General features: G+C 56.6%; 17 protein-coding genes. 14 read left to right on the forward strand and 3 right to left on the reverse strand.

Features of this window, described 5'->3' with window-relative positions:
• Positions 1-44 precede the first annotated feature (44 nt).
• Positions 45-911, forward strand: coding sequence for a LysR family transcriptional regulator (locus tag Q9R35_RS02235; protein WP_063690715.1), 867 nt, complete (start codon positions 45-47; stop codon positions 909-911).
• A gap of 6 nt (positions 912-917) precedes the next feature.
• Here the strand turns inward: Q9R35_RS02235 and gph are convergent, their stop codons facing one another.
• The 3 genes from gph to ompA all read right to left on the reverse strand — a co-directional run bounded on the left by gph (position 918) and on the right by ompA (position 3,022).
• A complete protein-coding gene (gph, locus tag Q9R35_RS02240) occupies positions 918-1,613 on the reverse strand; it encodes a phosphoglycolate phosphatase (RefSeq protein WP_026482976.1) in 696 nt (231 codons plus the stop codon).
• A gap of 6 nt (positions 1,614-1,619) precedes the next feature.
• Positions 1,620-2,342, reverse strand: a complete 723-nt coding sequence (gene ubiG / locus Q9R35_RS02245) for a bifunctional 2-polyprenyl-6-hydroxyphenol methylase/3-demethylubiquinol 3-O-methyltransferase UbiG (protein ID WP_009464176.1) — start codon at positions 2,340-2,342, stop codon at positions 1,620-1,622.
• Positions 2,343-2,425: 83 nt separating this feature from the next.
• Complete coding sequence (gene ompA / locus Q9R35_RS02250; protein WP_009464175.1) at positions 2,426-3,022, reverse strand: outer membrane protein OmpA; 597 nt, start codon at positions 3,020-3,022, stop codon at positions 2,426-2,428.
• A 440-nt stretch (positions 3,023-3,462) separates the two neighbouring features.
• Here ompA and gyrA point away from each other — a divergent pair, with 440 nt between their 5' ends.
• From gyrA to Q9R35_RS02315, 13 genes are all read left to right on the forward strand, one after another.
• Positions 3,463-6,147, forward strand: coding sequence for a DNA gyrase subunit A (gene gyrA / locus Q9R35_RS02255; protein WP_311219292.1), 2,685 nt, complete (start codon positions 3,463-3,465; stop codon positions 6,145-6,147).
• Entirely contained in the window at positions 6,147-7,256 is a 1,110-nt protein-coding gene (gene serC, locus Q9R35_RS02260) for a 3-phosphoserine/phosphohydroxythreonine transaminase (RefSeq protein ID WP_045930132.1), read from the forward strand. Before gyrA ends, serC begins: the two co-directional genes overlap by 1 nt.
• Positions 7,249-8,340 carry a prephenate dehydratase gene (pheA, locus tag Q9R35_RS02265; protein ID WP_042481733.1) on the forward strand — a complete coding sequence of 364 codons (1,092 nt, stop codon included), beginning with the start codon at positions 7,249-7,251 and terminating at the stop codon, positions 8,338-8,340. The genes serC and pheA overlap by 8 nt, the downstream gene beginning before the upstream one ends.
• A 195-nt stretch (positions 8,341-8,535) precedes the next feature.
• A complete protein-coding gene (locus Q9R35_RS02270; RefSeq protein WP_311219450.1) occupies positions 8,536-9,420 on the forward strand; it encodes a prephenate dehydrogenase/arogenate dehydrogenase family protein in 885 nt (294 codons plus the stop codon).
• Positions 9,417-10,739, forward strand: coding sequence for a 3-phosphoshikimate 1-carboxyvinyltransferase (aroA, locus tag Q9R35_RS02275; protein ID WP_063690710.1), 1,323 nt, complete (start codon positions 9,417-9,419; stop codon positions 10,737-10,739). Before Q9R35_RS02270 ends, aroA begins: the two co-directional genes overlap by 4 nt.
• On the forward strand, positions 10,736-11,413 hold the full coding sequence (gene cmk / locus Q9R35_RS02280) for a (d)CMP kinase (protein WP_063690708.1): 678 nt from the start codon (positions 10,736-10,738) through the stop codon (positions 11,411-11,413). Before aroA ends, cmk begins: the two co-directional genes overlap by 4 nt.
• 84 nt (positions 11,414-11,497) lie before the next feature.
• Positions 11,498-13,216 carry a 30S ribosomal protein S1 gene (rpsA, locus tag Q9R35_RS02285; protein WP_022983279.1) on the forward strand — a complete coding sequence of 573 codons (1,719 nt, stop codon included), beginning with the start codon at positions 11,498-11,500 and terminating at the stop codon, positions 13,214-13,216.
• Between the two features lie 5 nt (positions 13,217-13,221).
• Positions 13,222-13,581, forward strand: a complete 360-nt coding sequence (locus Q9R35_RS02290; protein WP_026482971.1) for an integration host factor subunit beta — start codon at positions 13,222-13,224, stop codon at positions 13,579-13,581.
• Between the two features lie 114 nt (positions 13,582-13,695).
• Positions 13,696-14,028 carry a lipopolysaccharide assembly protein LapA domain-containing protein gene (locus Q9R35_RS02295; RefSeq protein WP_042481713.1) on the forward strand — a complete coding sequence of 111 codons (333 nt, stop codon included), beginning with the start codon at positions 13,696-13,698 and terminating at the stop codon, positions 14,026-14,028.
• A 16-nt stretch (positions 14,029-14,044) separates the two neighbouring features.
• Positions 14,045-15,292 (forward strand): lipopolysaccharide assembly protein LapB, encoded by a 1,248-nt coding sequence (gene lapB / locus Q9R35_RS02300; RefSeq protein WP_042481710.1) that lies wholly within the window; start codon positions 14,045-14,047, stop codon positions 15,290-15,292.
• Positions 15,289-16,218 carry a D-glycero-beta-D-manno-heptose-7-phosphate kinase gene (gene rfaE1 / locus Q9R35_RS02305; RefSeq protein ID WP_063690706.1) on the forward strand — a complete coding sequence of 310 codons (930 nt, stop codon included), beginning with the start codon at positions 15,289-15,291 and terminating at the stop codon, positions 16,216-16,218. Before lapB ends, rfaE1 begins: the two co-directional genes overlap by 4 nt.
• Entirely contained in the window at positions 16,215-17,213 is a 999-nt protein-coding gene (gene rfaD / locus Q9R35_RS02310) for an ADP-glyceromanno-heptose 6-epimerase (RefSeq protein WP_125303170.1), read from the forward strand. The genes rfaE1 and rfaD overlap by 4 nt, the downstream gene beginning before the upstream one ends.
• Before the next feature lie 116 nt (positions 17,214-17,329).
• Positions 17,330-17,716 carry a helix-hairpin-helix domain-containing protein gene (locus tag Q9R35_RS02315; RefSeq protein ID WP_063690703.1) on the forward strand — a complete coding sequence of 129 codons (387 nt, stop codon included), beginning with the start codon at positions 17,330-17,332 and terminating at the stop codon, positions 17,714-17,716.
• Positions 17,717-17,814 lie beyond the last annotated feature (98 nt).

The following is a 17,814-nucleotide window of genomic DNA, read 5'->3' on the forward strand; positions in this document are numbered from 1 at the left end:
TATTATCAACAGACAAAGTTGATTAGCATCTATAAAATAGATAAATGGATTGGACTTTAGAACGTATTCGACACTTTGTAGCCGTGGCTGAAACCGGCTCCATGACCCAAGCGGCCAAAGAGCTGGGCAAGGTCCAGTCCGCGGTCAGCACCTCGATTTCTCTGCTGGAAGCGGATTTGAATCTGGAGCTGTTTGATCGCTCAAGACGAACCTTGAGTCTGACGGTGCCAGGTGAAATCATGTTGCTTGAGGCCAAGGCCTTGTTGCGTCAGGCAGACGGTTTGAATCGTCGCGCTCTGGATTTGTCACAGGGACAGTCGGCCCGCCTGGAAATTGGTCTGGATGAGGCTTTGCCGCAGGAGCCCCTGCGCTTATTGCTGAAAGAGCTGGCCGTACGTTGGCCTGCGCTGGAGTTGACGATCTGGAACGGGACGGCATCCGAGGTCATGGATTACCTTGCCGAGGGGCGCTCGGATGTAGCCATTCAGTTTGATCGTGGGGCCGATGCCAGTTCTTTTGCGCAAAGCTATATCGGAGCCGTACCACAAGCGATTTGTGTTGCGCGTACGCACCAGCTGGCCAGTCAACAGCAGGTCAGTCGTAAGGAACTGACAGCGCATAGACAGCTGCTGATTCATATTGAAGGGGTGGAACAGACGGTGGTCAGCCCCAGCGTGTGGCGCTCGGACAGCTTTTATGTGATTGCCGATATGGTGGCTGATGGTTTGGGCTGGGCGATTCTGCCCTTGAATATTGCGGAGTATGAAAACCTGCGCAATAAATTAGCGCAGCTGCATTGCAAGGAACTGGCCTTGCCGCCTTTGCCGGTGCAGATCTTGTGGCGACAGGGGCAATCCTTAGCACCTGTGGCTGTGTGGATGCAGCAGCGCCTGTCGGAGCTGCTGCCCTAAGCCTACTCAACAGGCCAGCGGAGTGGGGCGGGGCAGTTGGCCATTTGCCCAGCGCTTTACGCCTTCCCAAATATCGTTGGCGTGGTGCACGGTCAGATCAGCCTGCCAGGTGCCGATACTTTCGTCGCCAGCGCAATAGCCGTAGGCGGCAACCATGGTCGCCATGCCGGCCGCCTGACCAGCTTGAATATCACGCAAATCGTCGCCTACATACAGGCAGTCTGCCGGCGCAAAACCGGCTTTTTTAGCCGCGTACAACAGGGGCTCGGGATGCGGCTTGGTGTGCTGGGTCGTGTCGCCGCCTACCGTGACGGCACACGTCTCTGCCAGGCCCAGGTGACGAATCAGTGGCAGGGCCAGGTATTCCAGCTTGTTGGTGACAATGCCCCAGGTGTAGCCCGCCTGCTCCAATTGCGTGAGCATGGGAGCCACGCCTTCAAACAAATGGGTCAACTCCGTCATGTGATCGTGATAGTCCTGCAGGAACTGCGCTCGCAACTGCGCGTAGTCAGGATGATCGGTATTGATATCCAGCGCTACCTTGAGCAGACCACGAGCGCCGTGCGAGGCATAGGGCCGCAGCGCTTCGTAAGGCAGTTCAGACAGGCCATGTTCCTTGCGCATCCGATTGGCCGTAGCAGCCAGATCCGGGGCAGAGTCGGCCAGGGTGCCGTCAAAATCGAATAGAACCAGTTTATTCATGAGGACTTAGCTTTGGCGACGACTGGCCAGCAGGTAGTTGACGGAGGTGTCGCCGGACAGGCGATAGTGCTCGGTAATCGGGTTGTATTCCAGACCTTTCAGGGCGAGGGCATCCAGACCGCTGCGACGGGCCGAGGAAATCAGCTCGCTGGGCTTGATGAAGCCTTCGTAACTGTGGGTGCCCTTGGGGATCAGTCGCAAGAGATACTCGGCGCCCACGATGGCGAATAAAAAGGATTTGGGATTACGGTTCAGGGTCGAGAAAAAGACCCAGCCACCGGGTTTGACCAGCTTGGCGCAAGCCGCAATGATGGAGCCCGGATCAGGGACGTGTTCCAGCATTTCCATGCAGGTGACCACATCAAAACGCCCGGGGTGCTGATCGGCCATGTCTTCGGCGCTGATCATTTCATATTTGACCGGCACACCCGACTCCAGGCTGTGCAGACGGGCAATCTTCAAGGAGCGTTCGGCCAGATCAATGCCGGTGACGTCAGCGCCGGACTGAGCCAGGCTTTCTGACAGAATTCCGCCACCACACCCCACGTCCAGGACCTGTTTGCCCGCCAGGGAGCCGGTGTAGGACAAAATCCAGTCCAGACGCAAGGGGTTGATGGCGTGCAGCGGTTTGAATTCGCTGTCTGGGTCCCACCAGCGGGATGCCAGTGCACTGAATTTATCGATCTCTGCGGGATCGACATTGACGTTAGTGACGGTGGAAGCGGTCATGGCTCATCCAAAAAAATTAAGGCCCCGCAAAAGCGGAGCCTTAATTGTAGCCTTAGCTACAGAAATACGTGATGCAGCAAGAATTACTTGCGGTTGCCCACGATTTCGATTTCTACGCGACGGTTTTGAGCACGGCCTTCGCGGGTCTTGTTGGACGCCACGGGCTGAGCTTCGCCCTTGCCTTCGGTGTAGATACGGTCAGCAGGTACGCCTTTGTTGACCAAGTATGCTTTAACAGCATTGGCGCGACGCTCGGACAGCTTCTGGTTGTAAGCTTCAGCGCCGATCGAGTCAGTGTGACCGGTAGCGATCAGAGTTTCCAGATCGATGGACTGAACAGTGTCAGCCACTTGATCCAGAACCTGGCGGCCTTCTGGCTTGATGGTGGATTTGTCGAAGTCGAAGAAAGTGTCAGCGTTCAGGGTCACTTTAGTGACGGTAGGAGCGACGACAGGAGCTTCGGGGGCTTGGGCAACGGGCACACCGTCACAACCTGGAATACCTGTAGCAGGTGTCCAGAAGTTGTTGCGCCAGCACAGTTCGTTGGTGCCGTTTTTCCAAACGTCGCCGAACGGATTGCGCCAGTTGTTAACTTCGCCGGACTCTTGTGCGGAAACTGCACTAGTGGCCGATGCGGCGGCAATGGCGAGTACAAGTGCGATTTTGGAGGGTTTGTTCATATTTCTCCTCGTTGAGCTGATGCTGTTAAGTGACCGCAGCGAACCCCTGCCGCTGATTAACGGAACCAGTATAGCAATCCTTTGAACGGAACAAAGACTTGCTTGCGCTGGGTTTCATGCGTGTTAGGTCGAATCTTAAGACATTTCGGCCGCATGCGTGAGGGGGACAAGGAACGATTCGCGAAGATGCGTGGAATTAGCCTTGTTCTTTCCCGTTATTGTTGGTTTTAGGCAACAGGATGAGGGTGGGGCCATGGCTCTGATCCATGATCGATACGATTAGTGGATGAAGGATTTTTGGTGAATCGACTGTTTCAATCACCTATCGCTCGCCTTGTTGCCGCGCTACGCTGCGTCCCTCTATGTGAAAGTGCTAGAATTTCCTCTTGTCCGTTTACGGCTGGCTTACTGCTTAACCCATATCTATAAAGAATTGACCTATGGATTCCTTTGCCAAGGAGACGCTTCCCGTTTCGCTTGAAGAGGAGATGCGCCGCAGCTACCTCGATTACGCCATGAGCGTGATTGTGGGCCGTGCTCTTCCCGACGTGCGAGATGGTTTGAAGCCCGTGCATCGCCGTGTTCTGTTCGCCATGCATGAACTCAATAACGACTGGAATCGTGCCTATAAGAAGTCGGCTCGTATCGTCGGTGATGTGATCGGTAAGTACCACCCTCATGGTGACATTGCCGTCTATGACACTATCGTGCGTCTGGCGCAGGACTTTTCCATGCGCTACACCCTGGTCGACGGACAAGGTAACTTTGGTTCCATCGACGGGGATAACGCCGCGGCCATGCGTTACACCGAAATCCGTCTGGCCAAGATCGCCCACGAACTGCTGGCCGATATCGATCAGGAAACCGTGGATTTCGTGCCTAACTATGATGGCAGCGAGAAAGAACCGGCCCTGTTGCCTTCGCGTCTGCCCAACCTGCTGGTTAACGGCAGCTCGGGTATTGCCGTGGGTATGGCCACCAATATTCCGCCGCATAACCTGGCTGAAGTGGTCAATGGCTGTCTGTACTGCCTGAGCCACCCCGAGTGCACGGTTGATGAACTGATCGAATACATCCCGGCCCCCGACTTCCCGACTGGCGCCATTATTTATGGCATGTCCGGTGTGCGCGAAGGCTATCGCACGGGTCGTGGCCGCGTCATCATGCGTGCCAGCACGCACTTTGAAGACATGGAAAAGGGCAACCGTCAGGCCATCGTGGTCGACGCCATCCCTTACCAGGTCAACAAGAAGTCGCTGCAAGAACGTATTGCCGAGCTGGTCAACGAAAAGCGCATCGAGGGTATCTCCGATATTCGCGACGAGTCCGACAAGGACGGCATGCGTTTGGTCATTGAACTGAAGCGCGGCGAAGTGCCGGAAGTTGTGCTGAACAACCTCTACAAGAATACGCAGCTGCAAGAAACCTTCGGGATGAACATGGTGGCACTGGTCGATGGCCAGCCCCGTCTGCTCAACCTGAAACAGTTGGTGGATTACTTCCTGAGCCACCGCCGTGAAGTGGTGACACGCCGCACCGTATTCCAGTTGCGTAAAGCGCGCGAGCGCGGTCATGTGCTGGAAGGTCTGGCTGTAGCCCTGGCCAATATTGATGAGTTCATCGAAATCATCAAAGCCGCTCCTACGCCACCCGTTGCCCGTGTCGAGCTGATGGCTCGTTCCTGGGATTCCGGTCTGGTACGCGAGATGTTGGCCCGTGCTGACACCAGCGCCATTGTGGGGGGCCGTCAGGCTTACCGTCCTGATGATCTGGGTGCCGAATTTGGCATGAACACAGATGGTCTGTACCGTCTGAGCGAAGTGCAGGCTCAGGAAATCCTGAACATGCGCTTGCAACGCCTGACTGGCCTGGAGCAGGACAAGATTGTTCAGGAGTACCGCGAGGTCATGGACAAGATTGCTGACTTGCTGGACATCCTGTCCAACCCGGCTCGTGTGTCTGCCATTATTGGTGACGAACTGATCGCCGTGCGCGACGAGTTCTCGGCGACTGGCAAGGACGTTCGTCGCTCGCAAATCGAGCACAACGCCACCGAGCTGGATACCGAAGACTTGATCACCCCTATGGATATGGTGGTGACGCTCTCGCATACTGGCTACATCAAGAGCCAGCCGCTGTCCGAATACCGGGCCCAGCGTCGTGGTGGCCGTGGCAAGCAGGCCACCGCCATGAAAGAGGACGACTGGATCGACAAGCTCTTCATCGCCAACACGCACGATTACCTGCTGTGCTTCTCCAACCGTGGCCGTGTGTACTGGCTCAAGGTCTGGGAAGTGCCACAAGGTTCGCGCAACTCGCGTGGTCGTCCTATCGTCAATATGTTCCCTCTGGAAGATGGCGAGAAGATCAACGTGGTGCTGTCCGTCAAGGAATTCAGCGAAGATCAGTTCGTGTTCATGGCGACCTCGCGCGGCACGGTCAAGAAGACCCCGCTGTCCGACTTCTCCAACCCTCGTAAGGCCGGCATTATTGCTGTGGGCCTGGACGAGGGCGACTACCTGATCGGTGCTCAGCTGACCGACGGCGTCCATGACGTCATGTTGTTCTCTGATGCCGGCAAAGCAGTGCGCTTTGACGAAGGTGATGTGCGTCCAATGGGCCGCGCTGCCCGTGGCGTGCGCGGCATGACGCTGGAAGAGGGTCAGTCCGTGATCGCCCTGCTGGTGGCCGAAGACGAAACGCAATCGGTGCTGACCGCAACCGAGAACGGTTTTGGCAAGCGCACTCCGATTGGCGAATACACCCGTCACGGTCGTGGCACCAAGGGCATGATTGCCATCCAGACCTCGGCCCGTAACGGCAAGGTGGTGGGTGCCGTGCTGGTCCGTGAAACCGACGAAATCATGCTGATTACCAATGCGGGTGTGCTGGTCCGCACCCGTGTGGCTGAAATCCGCGAAATGGGTCGTGCCACACAAGGCGTTACCTTGATCAGTGTGGATGACGACAGCGAGCTGTCTGGTGTGTACCGCGTGGTAGAGACCGATGATGAGGTCGATGCCGAGCTGGCTGAAGACGGTCAAGCGCCAGAAGGTCTTGAGCAGGACCATCAAACTGATTCCGCCCAAGATCAGGCGGACCCTTCCGGCGAGGAAAACGAGTAATGCGTGTATGGAATTTTTCGGCAGGCCCGTCGATGCTGCCGTTGGAAGTGCTGGAACAAGCCGCTGCTGAAATGACCGACTGGCACGGCACAGGCATGTCCATCATGGAAATGAGCCACCGTAGCAAGGACTACATGGGTGTGCGTGACGAGGCGGAAGCCGATTTGCGCGCCTTGCTGTCCGTGCCCGATGACTTCGCGGTGCTGTTTGTTCAGGGTGGGGCACAAGGCCAGAACGGCCTGTTGCCCTTGAACCTGATCCAGCGCAACGGTAGCGGCAAGGCGGACTACGTGCTGTCGGGCAGTTGGTCGGTCAAGTCCTGCGAAGAGGCTCAGCGCTACGGCGACATTCGTGTTGCCGGTACCAGCGGCCAGGCTTGGCAGGATCAGGGCAAAGAGTGGGCGCCCTGGACCTGGTTTCCCGAGCCTTCCCAATGGGACGTGCGTCCGGATGCGGCTTACTTGCACGTCTGCACCAATGAGACCATTGGTGGCGTGGAGTTCAACGATATCCCGAAGCTGGATGTGCCCGTCGTTGCCGACGTGTCGTCCAACATCCTGTCCTGCCCGATTGATTTCTCGCGTGTGTCGGTTGCTTACGCCGGTGCTCAGAAAAATGCCGGCATGTCCGGTATTGCCTTGATGATGATACGCAAGGACTTGCTGGGCCATGCCATGGACCTGTGCCCGTCGGCGTTCAACTACGCCAACATCGAGAAACAGCAGTCCATGTTCAACACGCCGCCGACCTACTCGATTTACATGGCTGGTCTGATGTTCAAGTGGCTGGAGCGCCAGGGTGGTGTGGCTGCCATGCAGGCACGCAATGCGGCCAAGTCCGAAGCTTTATACGGTTTCCTGGATGCGTCCGAGTTCTATACGAACACCGTGCATCCGGCGTACCGTTCGCGCATGAACGTACCGTTCCTGTTGCGAGATCAGTCGCTGGATGCCTTGTTCCTGGAGCAAGCCACGGCAGCGGGTTTGACCTCCCTGAAAGGGCACAAGAGCGTGGGCGGTATGCGCGCTTCTATCTATAACGCCATGCCGCTGGAGGGTGTGCAGGCACTTATCGATTTCATGACTGAATTTGAACGACGGAATGGCTAATACCTTAACTGAGCGCCTGCTCCCTTGGCGCAATCGTATTGATGAGCTGGATCGCCAGATCCTGGAGTTGCTCAACGAGCGTGCTCGTGCGGCTTTGGAAGTGGGCAAGATCAAGCAGGACTTCAATACAGAGGAAGTCATCCTCAAGCCCGAGCGTGAGGCACGTATTGTGCGTCGCCTTCAGTCTGAAAATATTGGACCCTTTACTCCGGCAGCAGTAGAAGCTGTGTGGGGGCAGATTATTTCTGCTTGCCGTGGCCTGGAAAGCGTATTGCGCGTGGCGTATCTGGGCCCACAAGGCTCTTTTTCCGAGCAAGCCGCTTATGAGCATTTCGGCCATGCTTTGGATGGTCTGCAATGCGATTCCTTTGACGAGGTTTTCCGCAGCGTCGAAGTGGGTCAGGCTGAGGTGGGCATGGTGCCTGTCGAGAACTCGACAGAAGGCGCCGTGAACCGCACGCTGGATCTTTTGCTGAACTCACCCTTGCGTGTCCTGGGTGAGCGCTCGATTCGTGTGCACCATAATCTGCTGACCCAAACCGGCACCATGGAAGGCGTCACCCGTGTGATGGCTCATCCGCAGGCCTTGGCGCAGTGCCAGAACTGGCTGCAAAAGCACTACCCCCAGCTTTTGCGTGAAGCCGCTTCCAGCAATGCGGAAGCTGCTCGCATTGCGGCCTCCGATCCCACCGTGGCGGCGATTGCCGGTAATACCGCTGTTACCGCCTGGAATCTGGGCGTGGTAGAAGCCGGTATTCAGGACGATCCGCACAACCGCACTCGTTTCCTGGCTATCGGCAATATTGAGTCCCTGCCTAGTGGCAATGACAAGACCAGCATCATTCTGGCTGTGCCCAACCGGGCTGGCGCTGTCTATGACATGCTGTCTCCTTTGGCGGTTCATGGTGTGTCCATGACGCGTCTGGAGTCGCGTCCTGCGCGGACAGGACAGTGGGAATATTATTTCTACGTAGACCTGATCGGCCATCGTGATGAGCCCGCCATGGCTGCAGCCTTGGCTGAATTGAAGAAACAAGTCGCCTTTTTCAAGATTCTGGGTTCTTACCCCGTAAACGACTTTTAAGCATCAGAAACAAGAAAGGCCTGGGTGGGGAAGGTTGCGCTTTTCCCCTCTCAAGGCCTTTTGCCTGAGTTCACGCAACAATCAGGCAAAGTCTGCATCAATATCCCGGTTTTGCTCGTGCTATTTCACGCAATACGCGCAGCATGGACGGCCTGAGAGGAAACGGAATTAATCATGATAGCGTCATCAGAAACTATGGCGCCGCCGCCCTTGGTTCCGGTGCTGGCGGTCGTCGGAGTCGGTTTGATTGGCGGCTCTTTGGCCCTGGCGCTCAAGCGCTCCGGGGCGGTAGGAAAAGTACTGGGCGTAGGTCGGCAGCTGAAAAGCTTGCGGCGTGCCCAGGAACTGGGCTTGATCGACGAGGTCGTCACGCTGGAACAAGCCGCGCAGCAAGCGGACCTGATTGTGCTGGCCACACCTATTGGTGCAATGGCTTCGGCATTGAAAACCCTGCGTCATCATCTGCGCGACCATACCCTGATCAGTGACGCAGGTAGCACTAAAGTCGATGTGGTCAGTGTGGCACGTGAGGCACTGGGTGATCGTATTGGCCAGTTTGTTCCCGGCCACCCCATCGCCGGTGCGGAAACCGTAGGTCCTGAAGCGGCGCGTGCTGATCTGTACGACGGCCGTAACGTCATTTTGACCCCCCTGGAAGAAAACAGTGCCAGCGCACGCGAGCGTTTGATTGCCGTGTGGGAGGCTTGCGGGGCGCGGGTCATGTTGATGGACCCGGCTACACACGATGAAGTGCTGGCATCAGTCAGCCATGTGCCGCATTTTTTATCCTCGGTTTTCATGTGGCAGGTCGCCTCCAGCGCCAACTCGGATCAGCGTTTTGCCCTGGCAGGGACAGGTTTTCGGGATTTCACCCGTATTGCCGCCGGATCAGCTGAAGTGTGGCGTGATATTTTCCTGAGCAACCGCGAGGCCGTCCTGGGCCAGTTGCAGGAAGTGCGTCAGGCTCTGGATCAGGCTGAGCAGGCTTTGCAGGATCAGGATGGCCAGGCTTTATACGAGTTTTTAGAGCGTGCTGCCTTGGCACGCCGTTTTTGGGCAAGTAGGAGTGGTTTGCAATGAGTCAGAGCGACAGTCTTGTTTTGAACCCCGTCAGCCGCGCCAGTGGACAGCTGCAATTGCCGGGGTCCAAGAGCATTTCCAATCGGGCCCTGTTGTTGGCCGCTTTGGCTCAAGGGCAAACGCGCCTGGAAGGCTTGCTGCATTCGGATGACACCCGCGTCATGATGGCTGCGCTGCAGCAAATGGGCGTGGCGGTACAGGATCTGGGGCAGGGCACAGTAGTAATCGACGGTGGGGCTCCTTTTGCGCATCGCGATGCCGACCTTTTTTTGGGTAATGCCGGTACGGCTTTTCGTTCCTTGACGGCTGCCTTGGGTTTGATGGGCGGCCGTTTCAATCTTGGTGGTATTGCTCGCATGCACGAGCGTCCTATCGGGGATCTGGTCGATGCGCTGCGCACCCTGGGTGCTGAGGTGCACTATCTGGGCACAGAGGGCTATCCTCCTTTGGCGATTGGTGAATTGGCCCAGGCCGATCAGCGTTGCGTGTCGGTGAAAGGCTCGGTATCCAGCCAGTTCCTGACAGCCTTGCTGATGGCCGCGCCTTTGTTGACCGCCCGCACGGGACAGCCTTTGCGTATTGAGGTGGAAGGGGAGTTGATCTCCAAGCCCTATATTGAAATCACGCTGGCCATGATGGCGCGTTTCGGTGTGCAGGTGGAGCGTGATGCCTGGAGCAGCTTTACCGTGCCCGCTGATGCGGCCTATGTCAGCCCCGGTTTGTATGTGGTGGAGGGAGATGCCTCGTCTGCCTCTTACTTCATCGCTTTAGGAGCGATAGGCGGTGGGCCGCTGCGCATCCAGGGCGCAGGCACGGAAAGCCTGCAGGGTGATATTCAGTTTGCGGATGTGGCCGAGGCCATGGGCGCGCAGATCGAACGTCATGCCAACGAGTTGATTGTCTCGGGCTTGTCCGTGGCCAAGGGCGACAAGCTCAAGGCCTTTGATCTGGACTTCAATCACATACCCGATGCGGCCATGACAGCTGCTGCTATGGCCATGTTTGCCGATGGTCCTTGCACCTTGCGCAATATCGCCAGCTGGCGCGTCAAGGAAACCGATCGTATTGATGCCATGCAGGCCGAACTGCGCAAACTAGGTGCGAAAGTGGAGTCGGGGCCGGACTGGCTGACTGTGCATCCTGTTGCGGCCGATCAATGGCGTTCGGCCAGTATCGAGACGTATGATGATCACCGCATTGCCATGTGTTTTTCGCTGGCCAGCTTTGGCCCGGTGCCGGTCACCATTCTGGATCCTGCCTGCGTCAGTAAGACTTTCCCCGAGTATTTTTCTGTTTTTGAACAATTGGTGCAGGCATGACAGAGCAGACCATTCCCGTCATCACCATTGATGGTCCTACGGCTTCCGGTAAAGGAACGATAGCCTCTCTGGTTGCGCAGCGGCTGGGCTGGCATACGCTGGATAGTGGCGCCTTGTACCGTCTGACAGCCTTGTCCTGCTTGCGTGCTGGCGTAGATGTGCAAGACGAGGCCCAGGTCCAGCGTGCAGCCCAGAACCTGAACGTGCGTTTTGACTACCCTCATATCTATATGGACGGTGATGACGTTACAGATGCCATCCGTCAGGAGGAGGTGGGGAATCTGGCCTCCCAGGTGGCGGCCTTGCCTTTGGTGCGTGAGGCACTTTTGCAACGTCAGCGGGATTTTCGCGTTGCCCCCGGTTTGGTGGGCGATGGCCGCGATATGGGCACAGTTGTGTTCCCGGACGCGCCTTTAAAGATATTTTTGCTGGCAGATGCCGAAGTGCGAGCCCAAAGACGCTGTAAACAGTTGAGCGAAAAGGGTATTTCTGCTAATCTTACGAGTCTTTTGGCGGACTTGCGTGCGCGCGATGAACGTGATCGTTCTCGAACTCATGCCCCGCTCGTGCCTGCGCAGGGTGCCCACATTGTGGATTCTTCCCAGCTCAGCATCCAGGAAGTTGTAAATAAGGTGCTCGACCTTTGGTCGGGTATTGCGGTCCCGACAGCCTAATCCCGTGCTGATCGGGCTTTGTTCACTCCACCGGGTTCTGCCTGGTGTGTTTTTTATGGCCATTTTGGCTAACGGATTGATTTAATGTCCACTAACCTTCACACAGACGCAACGGGCGGCGAAAGCTTTGCCGATTTGTTTGCAGAAAGCATTAAAAACCAAGACCTGAAAAGCGGCGAAGTTATCTCCGCCGAGGTTCTGCGTATTGACCACAACTACGTTCTGGTCAATGCTGGCCTGAAGTCCGAAGCGCTGATCCCTCTGGAAGAGTTCCTGAACGATCAGGGCGAACTGGAAGTTCAAGCTGGTGACTTTGTTTCCGTGGCAATCGACGCCTTTGAAAACGGCTACGGCGACACCATCCTGTCCCGCGACCGCGCCAAGCGTCTGTCGGCCTGGTTGTCCCTCGAGCAAGCGCTTGAGTCCGGCGAACTGGTCAACGGTACCATCACTGGTAAGGTCAAGGGCGGTCTGACTGTCATGACCAACGGCATCCGTGCATTCTTGCCCGGTTCGCTGGTTGATCTGCGTCCTGTCAAGGACACCACGCCATACGAAGGCAAGACCCTGGAATTCAAGGTTATCAAGCTCGATCGCAAGCGTAACAACGTCGTGTTGTCGCGTCGCGCTGTGCTGGAAGCCTCCATGGGCGAAGAGCGTCAGAAACTGCTGGAAACCCTGTCCGAAGGCGCTATTGTCAAAGGTATCGTCAAGAACATCACCGATTACGGTGCGTTCGTGGATCTGGGCGGCATCGACGGTCTGCTGCACATCACCGACATGGCATGGCGCCGTGTTCGTCACCCATCCGAAGTTCTGCAGGTGGGTCAGGAAATCGAAGCCAAGGTCCTCAAGTTCGATCAGGAAAAGAGCCGCGTCTCCCTGGGCGTCAAGCAGCTGGGCGAAGATCCATGGATCGGTCTGGCACGTCGCTACCCACAAAACACCCGTTTGTTCGGCAAGGTTACCAACCTGACCGACTACGGTGCATTTGTTGAAGTGGAAGACGGTATCGAAGGTCTGGTTCACGTATCCGAAATGGATTGGACCAACAAGAACGTTGACCCACGCAAGGTTGTGACCTTGGGTGAAGAAGTCGAAGTCATGGTTCTGGAAATCGACGAAGATCGTCGTCGTATCTCCTTGGGCATGAAGCAGTGCCGTGCCAACCCATGGGAAGATTTCGCCATCAACTTCAAGCGCGGCGACAAGGTTCGCGGTGGCATCAAGTCCATCACCGACTTCGGCGTGTTTGTTGGTCTGCCAGGCGGCATCGACGGTCTGGTTCACCTGTCCGACCTGTCCTGGTCCGAGACTGGCGAAGAAGCCGTTCGCAACTTCAAGAAGGGCGACGAAGTTGACGCCGTGGTTCTGGGCATCGACACCGACAAAGAGCGCATTTCCCTGGGTATCAAACAGCTGGAAGGCGATCCGTTCAACAACTTCGTAGCTACCTACGACAAGGGTGCTGTAGTTAGCGGCGTCGTCAAGTCGGTAGAAGCCAAGGGTGCTGTTGTTACTCTGTCGCTGGACGTTGAAGGCTACCTGCGCGCCTCCGAGATCTCCTCGGGTCGTGTTGAAGATGCCACGACGGCTCTGAAAGAAGGTCAGGAAATCGAAACCATGATCTTGAGCGTGGATCGCAAGACCCGTTCGATTCAGTTGTCCATCAAGGCTCGTGATACCGCCGAAACCGCTCAATCCATGGCCCGCCTGACCGAAGCCAGCGCTTCGTCCGGTACGACCAATCTGGGTGCTCTGCTGCGTGCCAAGCTGGACCAGCAGCAACGTGACGACGGTTAATCAGCGTGACAAAGTCTGAGCTGATCGCGTTGTTGGCCAGCCGCTATCCGCAGCTGGCTCTGCGCGATATGGATTTCGCCGTGAAAACGGTTTTGGATTCTATGACCCAGGCCCTGGCCAGCGGTCAACGGATCGAAATCCGAGGGTTTGGCAGTTTTTCGCTCTCTACCCGCTCGCCGCGGGTAGGGCGCAATCCCAAATCCGGTGAGAAAGTGATGGTGCCTGGCAAGCAGGTGCCTCACTTCAAAGCGGGCAAGGAATTGCGCGAGCGAGTCGATTCTGTCTTTCTTGAGCAAGAGCAAATCGAAGCAGACGACCAGTCGTCTGCCTTTGAGCAGCTCAATGCGAGAGTCCGTCACGGTTAAGACCTACTTGCACACTGATTACACAGGCCCTTTACAGGGCCTGTTTTGCGTGTGCGCTAAATTCCGCTTGCACGTACAATCAGACATTATAAAAACACTGTTGGAGCCCTAAAAATGCGCTATCTAGTCTGGGTACTGCGTCTGCTCGTTTTTGTGATCGTGCTGCTGTTCGCACTGAAAAACACGGAACCCGTGCAGGTCAGCTTCTTTGCCGAGCATATTATTCAAGACGTTCCCCTGATCGTCGTGATGCTGGCCGCGTTTATTTTAGGCTTGGTGTTGGGGCTGCTTTTGATGGTGGGCGCGGTCATGCGTCGCCGTCGCGAGGTCAACCGCTTGCGCCGTGAAATGGACCGTCTGCAAGACAGGCTGGAGCAAGTGCAGCAATCGCCCGTGAATACGGCAGCCGTTGCGCCCGAGACCATCGCCCCCCTGGCACCTTTGTAAGCCCTTGGAGTAAACAGTGGATTTTGAAACCTGGTGGTTGGTTTTTGTACCAATTCTTTTTGCCTTGGGTTGGGTTGCGGCACGGGTGGATTTTCGGCAGATGATGTCCGAAACTCGCACTTTGCCGGACTCCTACTTCAAGGGTTTGAACTTCCTGCTCAATGAAGAGCCGGATCGTGCCATTGACGCTTTTGTGGAAGTGGCCAAGCTGGACCCCGAAACCACCGAGCTGCACTTTGCACTGGGCAGTCTGTTTCGCCGCCGTGGTGAAATGGAGCGCGCCATCCGTGTGCATCAAAGTCTGCTGTCGCGCGCCGATCTGCCGGTTGCCGATCGTGAGAATGCCCAGTTTCAGATTGCCCAGGATTTCTTGAAAGCCGGCATGCTGGATCGGGCTGAAGCTGCTTTTGAAGCAGTGCGTGAAACGCGCTTTGCCATTCCGGCCATGCGTGCCTTGATCCGTATTTATGAGTCCGAGCACGATTGGCCGCGCGCCATTGAAGCGGTGCGCCGTCTGCGTGCCCTGGTCGATGAGCCTGTGCCGCAATTGGTGCATTACCAGTGTGAGCAGGCCGAAGGGGCCTTGCAAGGCAAGCAGCCCGATTTCGAACGTGCCGCCAAAGCCTTGGACGAGGCTGATAATGCCATTCGCAAACTGGGTACAGGCCAGGGCATGTATGCCTCCCAGGCCCGGGTTGCCGGCTTGCGTGCCCGCGTGGCCCGCATGCAAGGGCAGAGTGAGCAGGAGCGTGCTTACCTGGTGTCCATTCTGAGCAGTGCCCCTGAATATGTGGGCCTGTACGCGACCGAGCTGCTGGACAGTTACCGCAAGCTGGGCCGTGGTGACGAAGGTGTTGCCATGTTGCGCAGCCATTATCAGAAGCACCCCAGCCTGGATATTTTCAATGTGCTGTTCCGTGTATTGCGCGAACAGCAGGGCCATTTGCAAGCCTGGGCCTTTGCGCGTGATGCCTTGCGTGCCCATCCCTCTTTATTGGGGCTGGACAAGATGCTGGAAGTCGAACTTCAGGATCAAGGGCAGAACAAGGAAGGCGCTGAAGGTGCAGCGGCCGTCGGTGTTGATCAAATTATTGCCGGTGCGGATTTAAGCCTGCTGCGCTCCTTGATTCATCGTCACACACAGCGTCTGGATCGTTATTCCTGCAGTTCTTGCGGCTTTGAGGCTCGCCATTTCTATTGGCAATGTCCCGGTTGCAACTCCTGGGAAACCTATGCCCCTCGCCGTCTGGAGGAGCTGAAATGATGACTTTTCCTGGTGAAGCCGTCGCGGCCAGCCGTGTGCTGGTAGTTGGCGACGTCATGCTGGACCGTTACTGGTTTGGCGATGTGGATCGTATCTCCCCTGAGGCGCCGGTTCCCGTGGTGAAGATGGGGCGCGTGGAAGATCGTCTGGGTGGTGCCGCCAACGTGGCGCGCAATATTGCCGCCTTGGGTGCTCAGGCCAGCCTGTTGGGCGTAATCGGGCAGGACGAAGCGGGCAAGACGGTGCGTGCACTGGCTGAAGCGGATCATGTTCAGGCTCATTGGGTTCAGGACCCGGTCATGCCTACGTCGCTAAAGCTGCGCGTGCTGGGGCGCCAGCAACAATTGCTGCGTGTGGATTTTGAAGAAAGCCCCGCCAGCGGTGCTCTGGACCAGTTGCAGCAAAACATGAGCGACTTGCTGGATCAGCATCAGGTGCTGGTCTTGTCGGACTATGCAAAAGGTGCTTTGGCGCAAGTGGAAAGCTTGATCGCTTTGGCGCGATCCAGGAACATCCCTGTTCTGGTCGATCCCAAAGGCAAAACGTACGAGCGCTATCAAGGTGCCACGATCCTGACGCCGAATCGTTCGGAAATGCAGGAAGCCGTAGGCGCCTGGAAAGATGAAGATGATTTGATGCGGCGCGCTCAGGATTTGCGTCGCAAGCTGAATTTGGAATGCTTGCTGATTACCCGTTCCGAGCAAGGCATGACCTTGTTCACCGAGCAGGGGCGTGAGCATGTGGATGCCCAGGCACAAGAGGTATTCGATGTCTCGGGTGCCGGGGACACGGTATTGGCAACGTTGGCGGTCATGCGGGCGGCTGGGCTGGACTGGTTGCAGGCCATGCGCTGGGCGAATCGCGCAGGTGGTATCGTGGTCGGAAAATTGGGTACGTCCATTGTGACGGCAAAGGAATTGGCATGATCGTAGTGACCGGTGGCGCTGGCTTTATTGGCAGCAATTTGGTGAAAGGCCTGAACCAGCAGGGTGTGACCGACATTCTGGTGGTGGATGACCTTAGCGATGGCGACAAGTTCGTCAATCTGGTGCATGGCCAAATTGCCGACTATATGGACAAGGACGATTTCCGTGCCCGTCTGGCGCGGGATGAGTTCTCCAATATTGAAGCTGTGCTGCACCAAGGTGCATGTTCGGACACCACCGAGCGCAATGGTCAGTTCATGATGGATAACAATTACCGCGTGACGCTGGAAATTTTCGAGTATTGCCAGGCCAAGCGTATCCCTCTCTTGTATGCGTCGTCCGCCGCTGTTTACGGTGCGGGTCCCTTGTATGTCGAGGATCTCAGCAACGAAGCACCGTTGAACGTCTACGGCTATTCCAAGTTTCTGTTCGACCAGGTGCTGCGCCGCCATCTGGATAGCCTGCGTGCACCAGTGGTGGGCCTGCGTTACTTCAACGTCTATGGTCCACAAGAACAGCACAAGGGGCGTATGGCCTCGGTGGCTTATCACAATATGCTGCAATACCGCCGAGACGGTCATGTGCTCTTGTTTGGTGCCTGGGATGGCTATGTGGACGGTGGCCAGCAGCGCGACTTCGTCTTTATTGATGATGTCGTGTCGGTGAATCTGCATTTCCTGGGTCAGGACAAGCAGTCGGGCGTGTTCAACTGCGGTTCGGGCCGCGCCCAGCCCTTCAATGATGTAGCCCAGACCGTCGTCAACACCTTGCGTGAGCACGATGGCCTGCCTGCCCTGGAATTAGAAGAGTTGGTGACGCAGCAGTTCCTGCAATACATTCCTTTCCCGGATGATTTGAAGGGCCGTTATCAAAGCCATACTCAGGCGGACCTGACTCAGCTGCGTGCTGCGGGTTACGACAAGCCTTTCCACGATGTGCAGACCGGCGTGGCCGAGTACGTGCGTCGTCTGCTGCAGTCGGGCGCTCTGCGCTAAGCAGCAGGCCCTTAAAGTCCATGCGGGCTGCCACGCATGGCTAAACGCGCTCTCCGGACCGCTTTTACATTCACCCAGGCAGCACCATAAAGGCTTCTTTCCAAGGAGCCTTTATCATGTCTACCTCCCTGATCTTGTCCCCCGTTTTTCATCGCTGGCTGCACTCGATGCAAGGCTGGCGTGCTTCCGTTTTGCGCTTCCTGCTTGCTCTATGTCTATTGGGGCCTTGGAGCTTGGCCGCTGCGGTCGACTTGAATACAGCTGATGTCCAGCAGTTGCAGCAAATCAAAGGTATAGGTCCCCGGACGGCCGAGCTGATTCTGGAGGAGCGCCAGCGGGGTGGTCCTTTTGACTCTTTGCAGGATTTGGCAGACCGGGTCAAAGGCATAGGCGCGAAAAAGATCATTACGATGGAGCAGTCGGGCCTGAAAGTGGAGCCTGCCAAAGCCTCAGGCAAGGCGGTTTCCAACACGGCCGACGCGGATATAAGAAGAAAGCCGTAGCTCTGGGCGTAGACTCGCTTTAAGCTAGTAGTTTGTTTAGTCTGCATGGGCAGTCAGTGCGAGCTGGCTGCCTTCTTGCTCAAGGTAAGAGATTGATC

Source organism: Alcaligenes sp. AB3 (assembly GCF_031844565.1).
GTDB classification, from domain to species: domain Bacteria; phylum Pseudomonadota; class Gammaproteobacteria; order Burkholderiales; family Burkholderiaceae_B; genus Alcaligenes; species Alcaligenes faecalis.

Coding starts and splice junctions, on each gene's coding strand:
- rfaD (WP_125303170.1), top strand. CDS start 16,215: ATGATCGTAGTGACCGGTGGCGCTGGCTTTATTGGCAGCAATTTGGTG.
- Q9R35_RS02270 (WP_311219450.1), top strand. CDS start 8,536: ATGGCGCCGCCGCCCTTGGTTCCGGTGCTGGCGGTCGTCGGAGTCGGT.
- aroA (WP_063690710.1), top strand. CDS start 9,417: ATGAGTCAGAGCGACAGTCTTGTTTTGAACCCCGTCAGCCGCGCCAGT.
- serC (WP_045930132.1), top strand. CDS start 6,147: ATGCGTGTATGGAATTTTTCGGCAGGCCCGTCGATGCTGCCGTTGGAA.
- cmk (WP_063690708.1), top strand. CDS start 10,736: ATGACAGAGCAGACCATTCCCGTCATCACCATTGATGGTCCTACGGCT.
- Q9R35_RS02235 (WP_063690715.1), top strand. CDS start 45: ATGGATTGGACTTTAGAACGTATTCGACACTTTGTAGCCGTGGCTGAA.
- Q9R35_RS02295 (WP_042481713.1), top strand. CDS start 13,696: ATGCGCTATCTAGTCTGGGTACTGCGTCTGCTCGTTTTTGTGATCGTG.
- pheA (WP_042481733.1), top strand. CDS start 7,249: ATGGCTAATACCTTAACTGAGCGCCTGCTCCCTTGGCGCAATCGTATT.
- gph (WP_026482976.1), bottom strand. CDS start 1,613: ATGAATAAACTGGTTCTATTCGATTTTGACGGCACCCTGGCCGACTCT.
- Q9R35_RS02315 (WP_063690703.1), top strand. CDS start 17,330: ATGTCTACCTCCCTGATCTTGTCCCCCGTTTTTCATCGCTGGCTGCAC.
- rpsA (WP_022983279.1), top strand. CDS start 11,498: ATGTCCACTAACCTTCACACAGACGCAACGGGCGGCGAAAGCTTTGCC.
- ubiG (WP_009464176.1), bottom strand. CDS start 2,342: ATGACCGCTTCCACCGTCACTAACGTCAATGTCGATCCCGCAGAGATC.
- gyrA (WP_311219292.1), top strand. CDS start 3,463: ATGGATTCCTTTGCCAAGGAGACGCTTCCCGTTTCGCTTGAAGAGGAG.
- rfaE1 (WP_063690706.1), top strand. CDS start 15,289: ATGATGACTTTTCCTGGTGAAGCCGTCGCGGCCAGCCGTGTGCTGGTA.
- ompA (WP_009464175.1), bottom strand. CDS start 3,022: ATGAACAAACCCTCCAAAATCGCACTTGTACTCGCCATTGCCGCCGCA.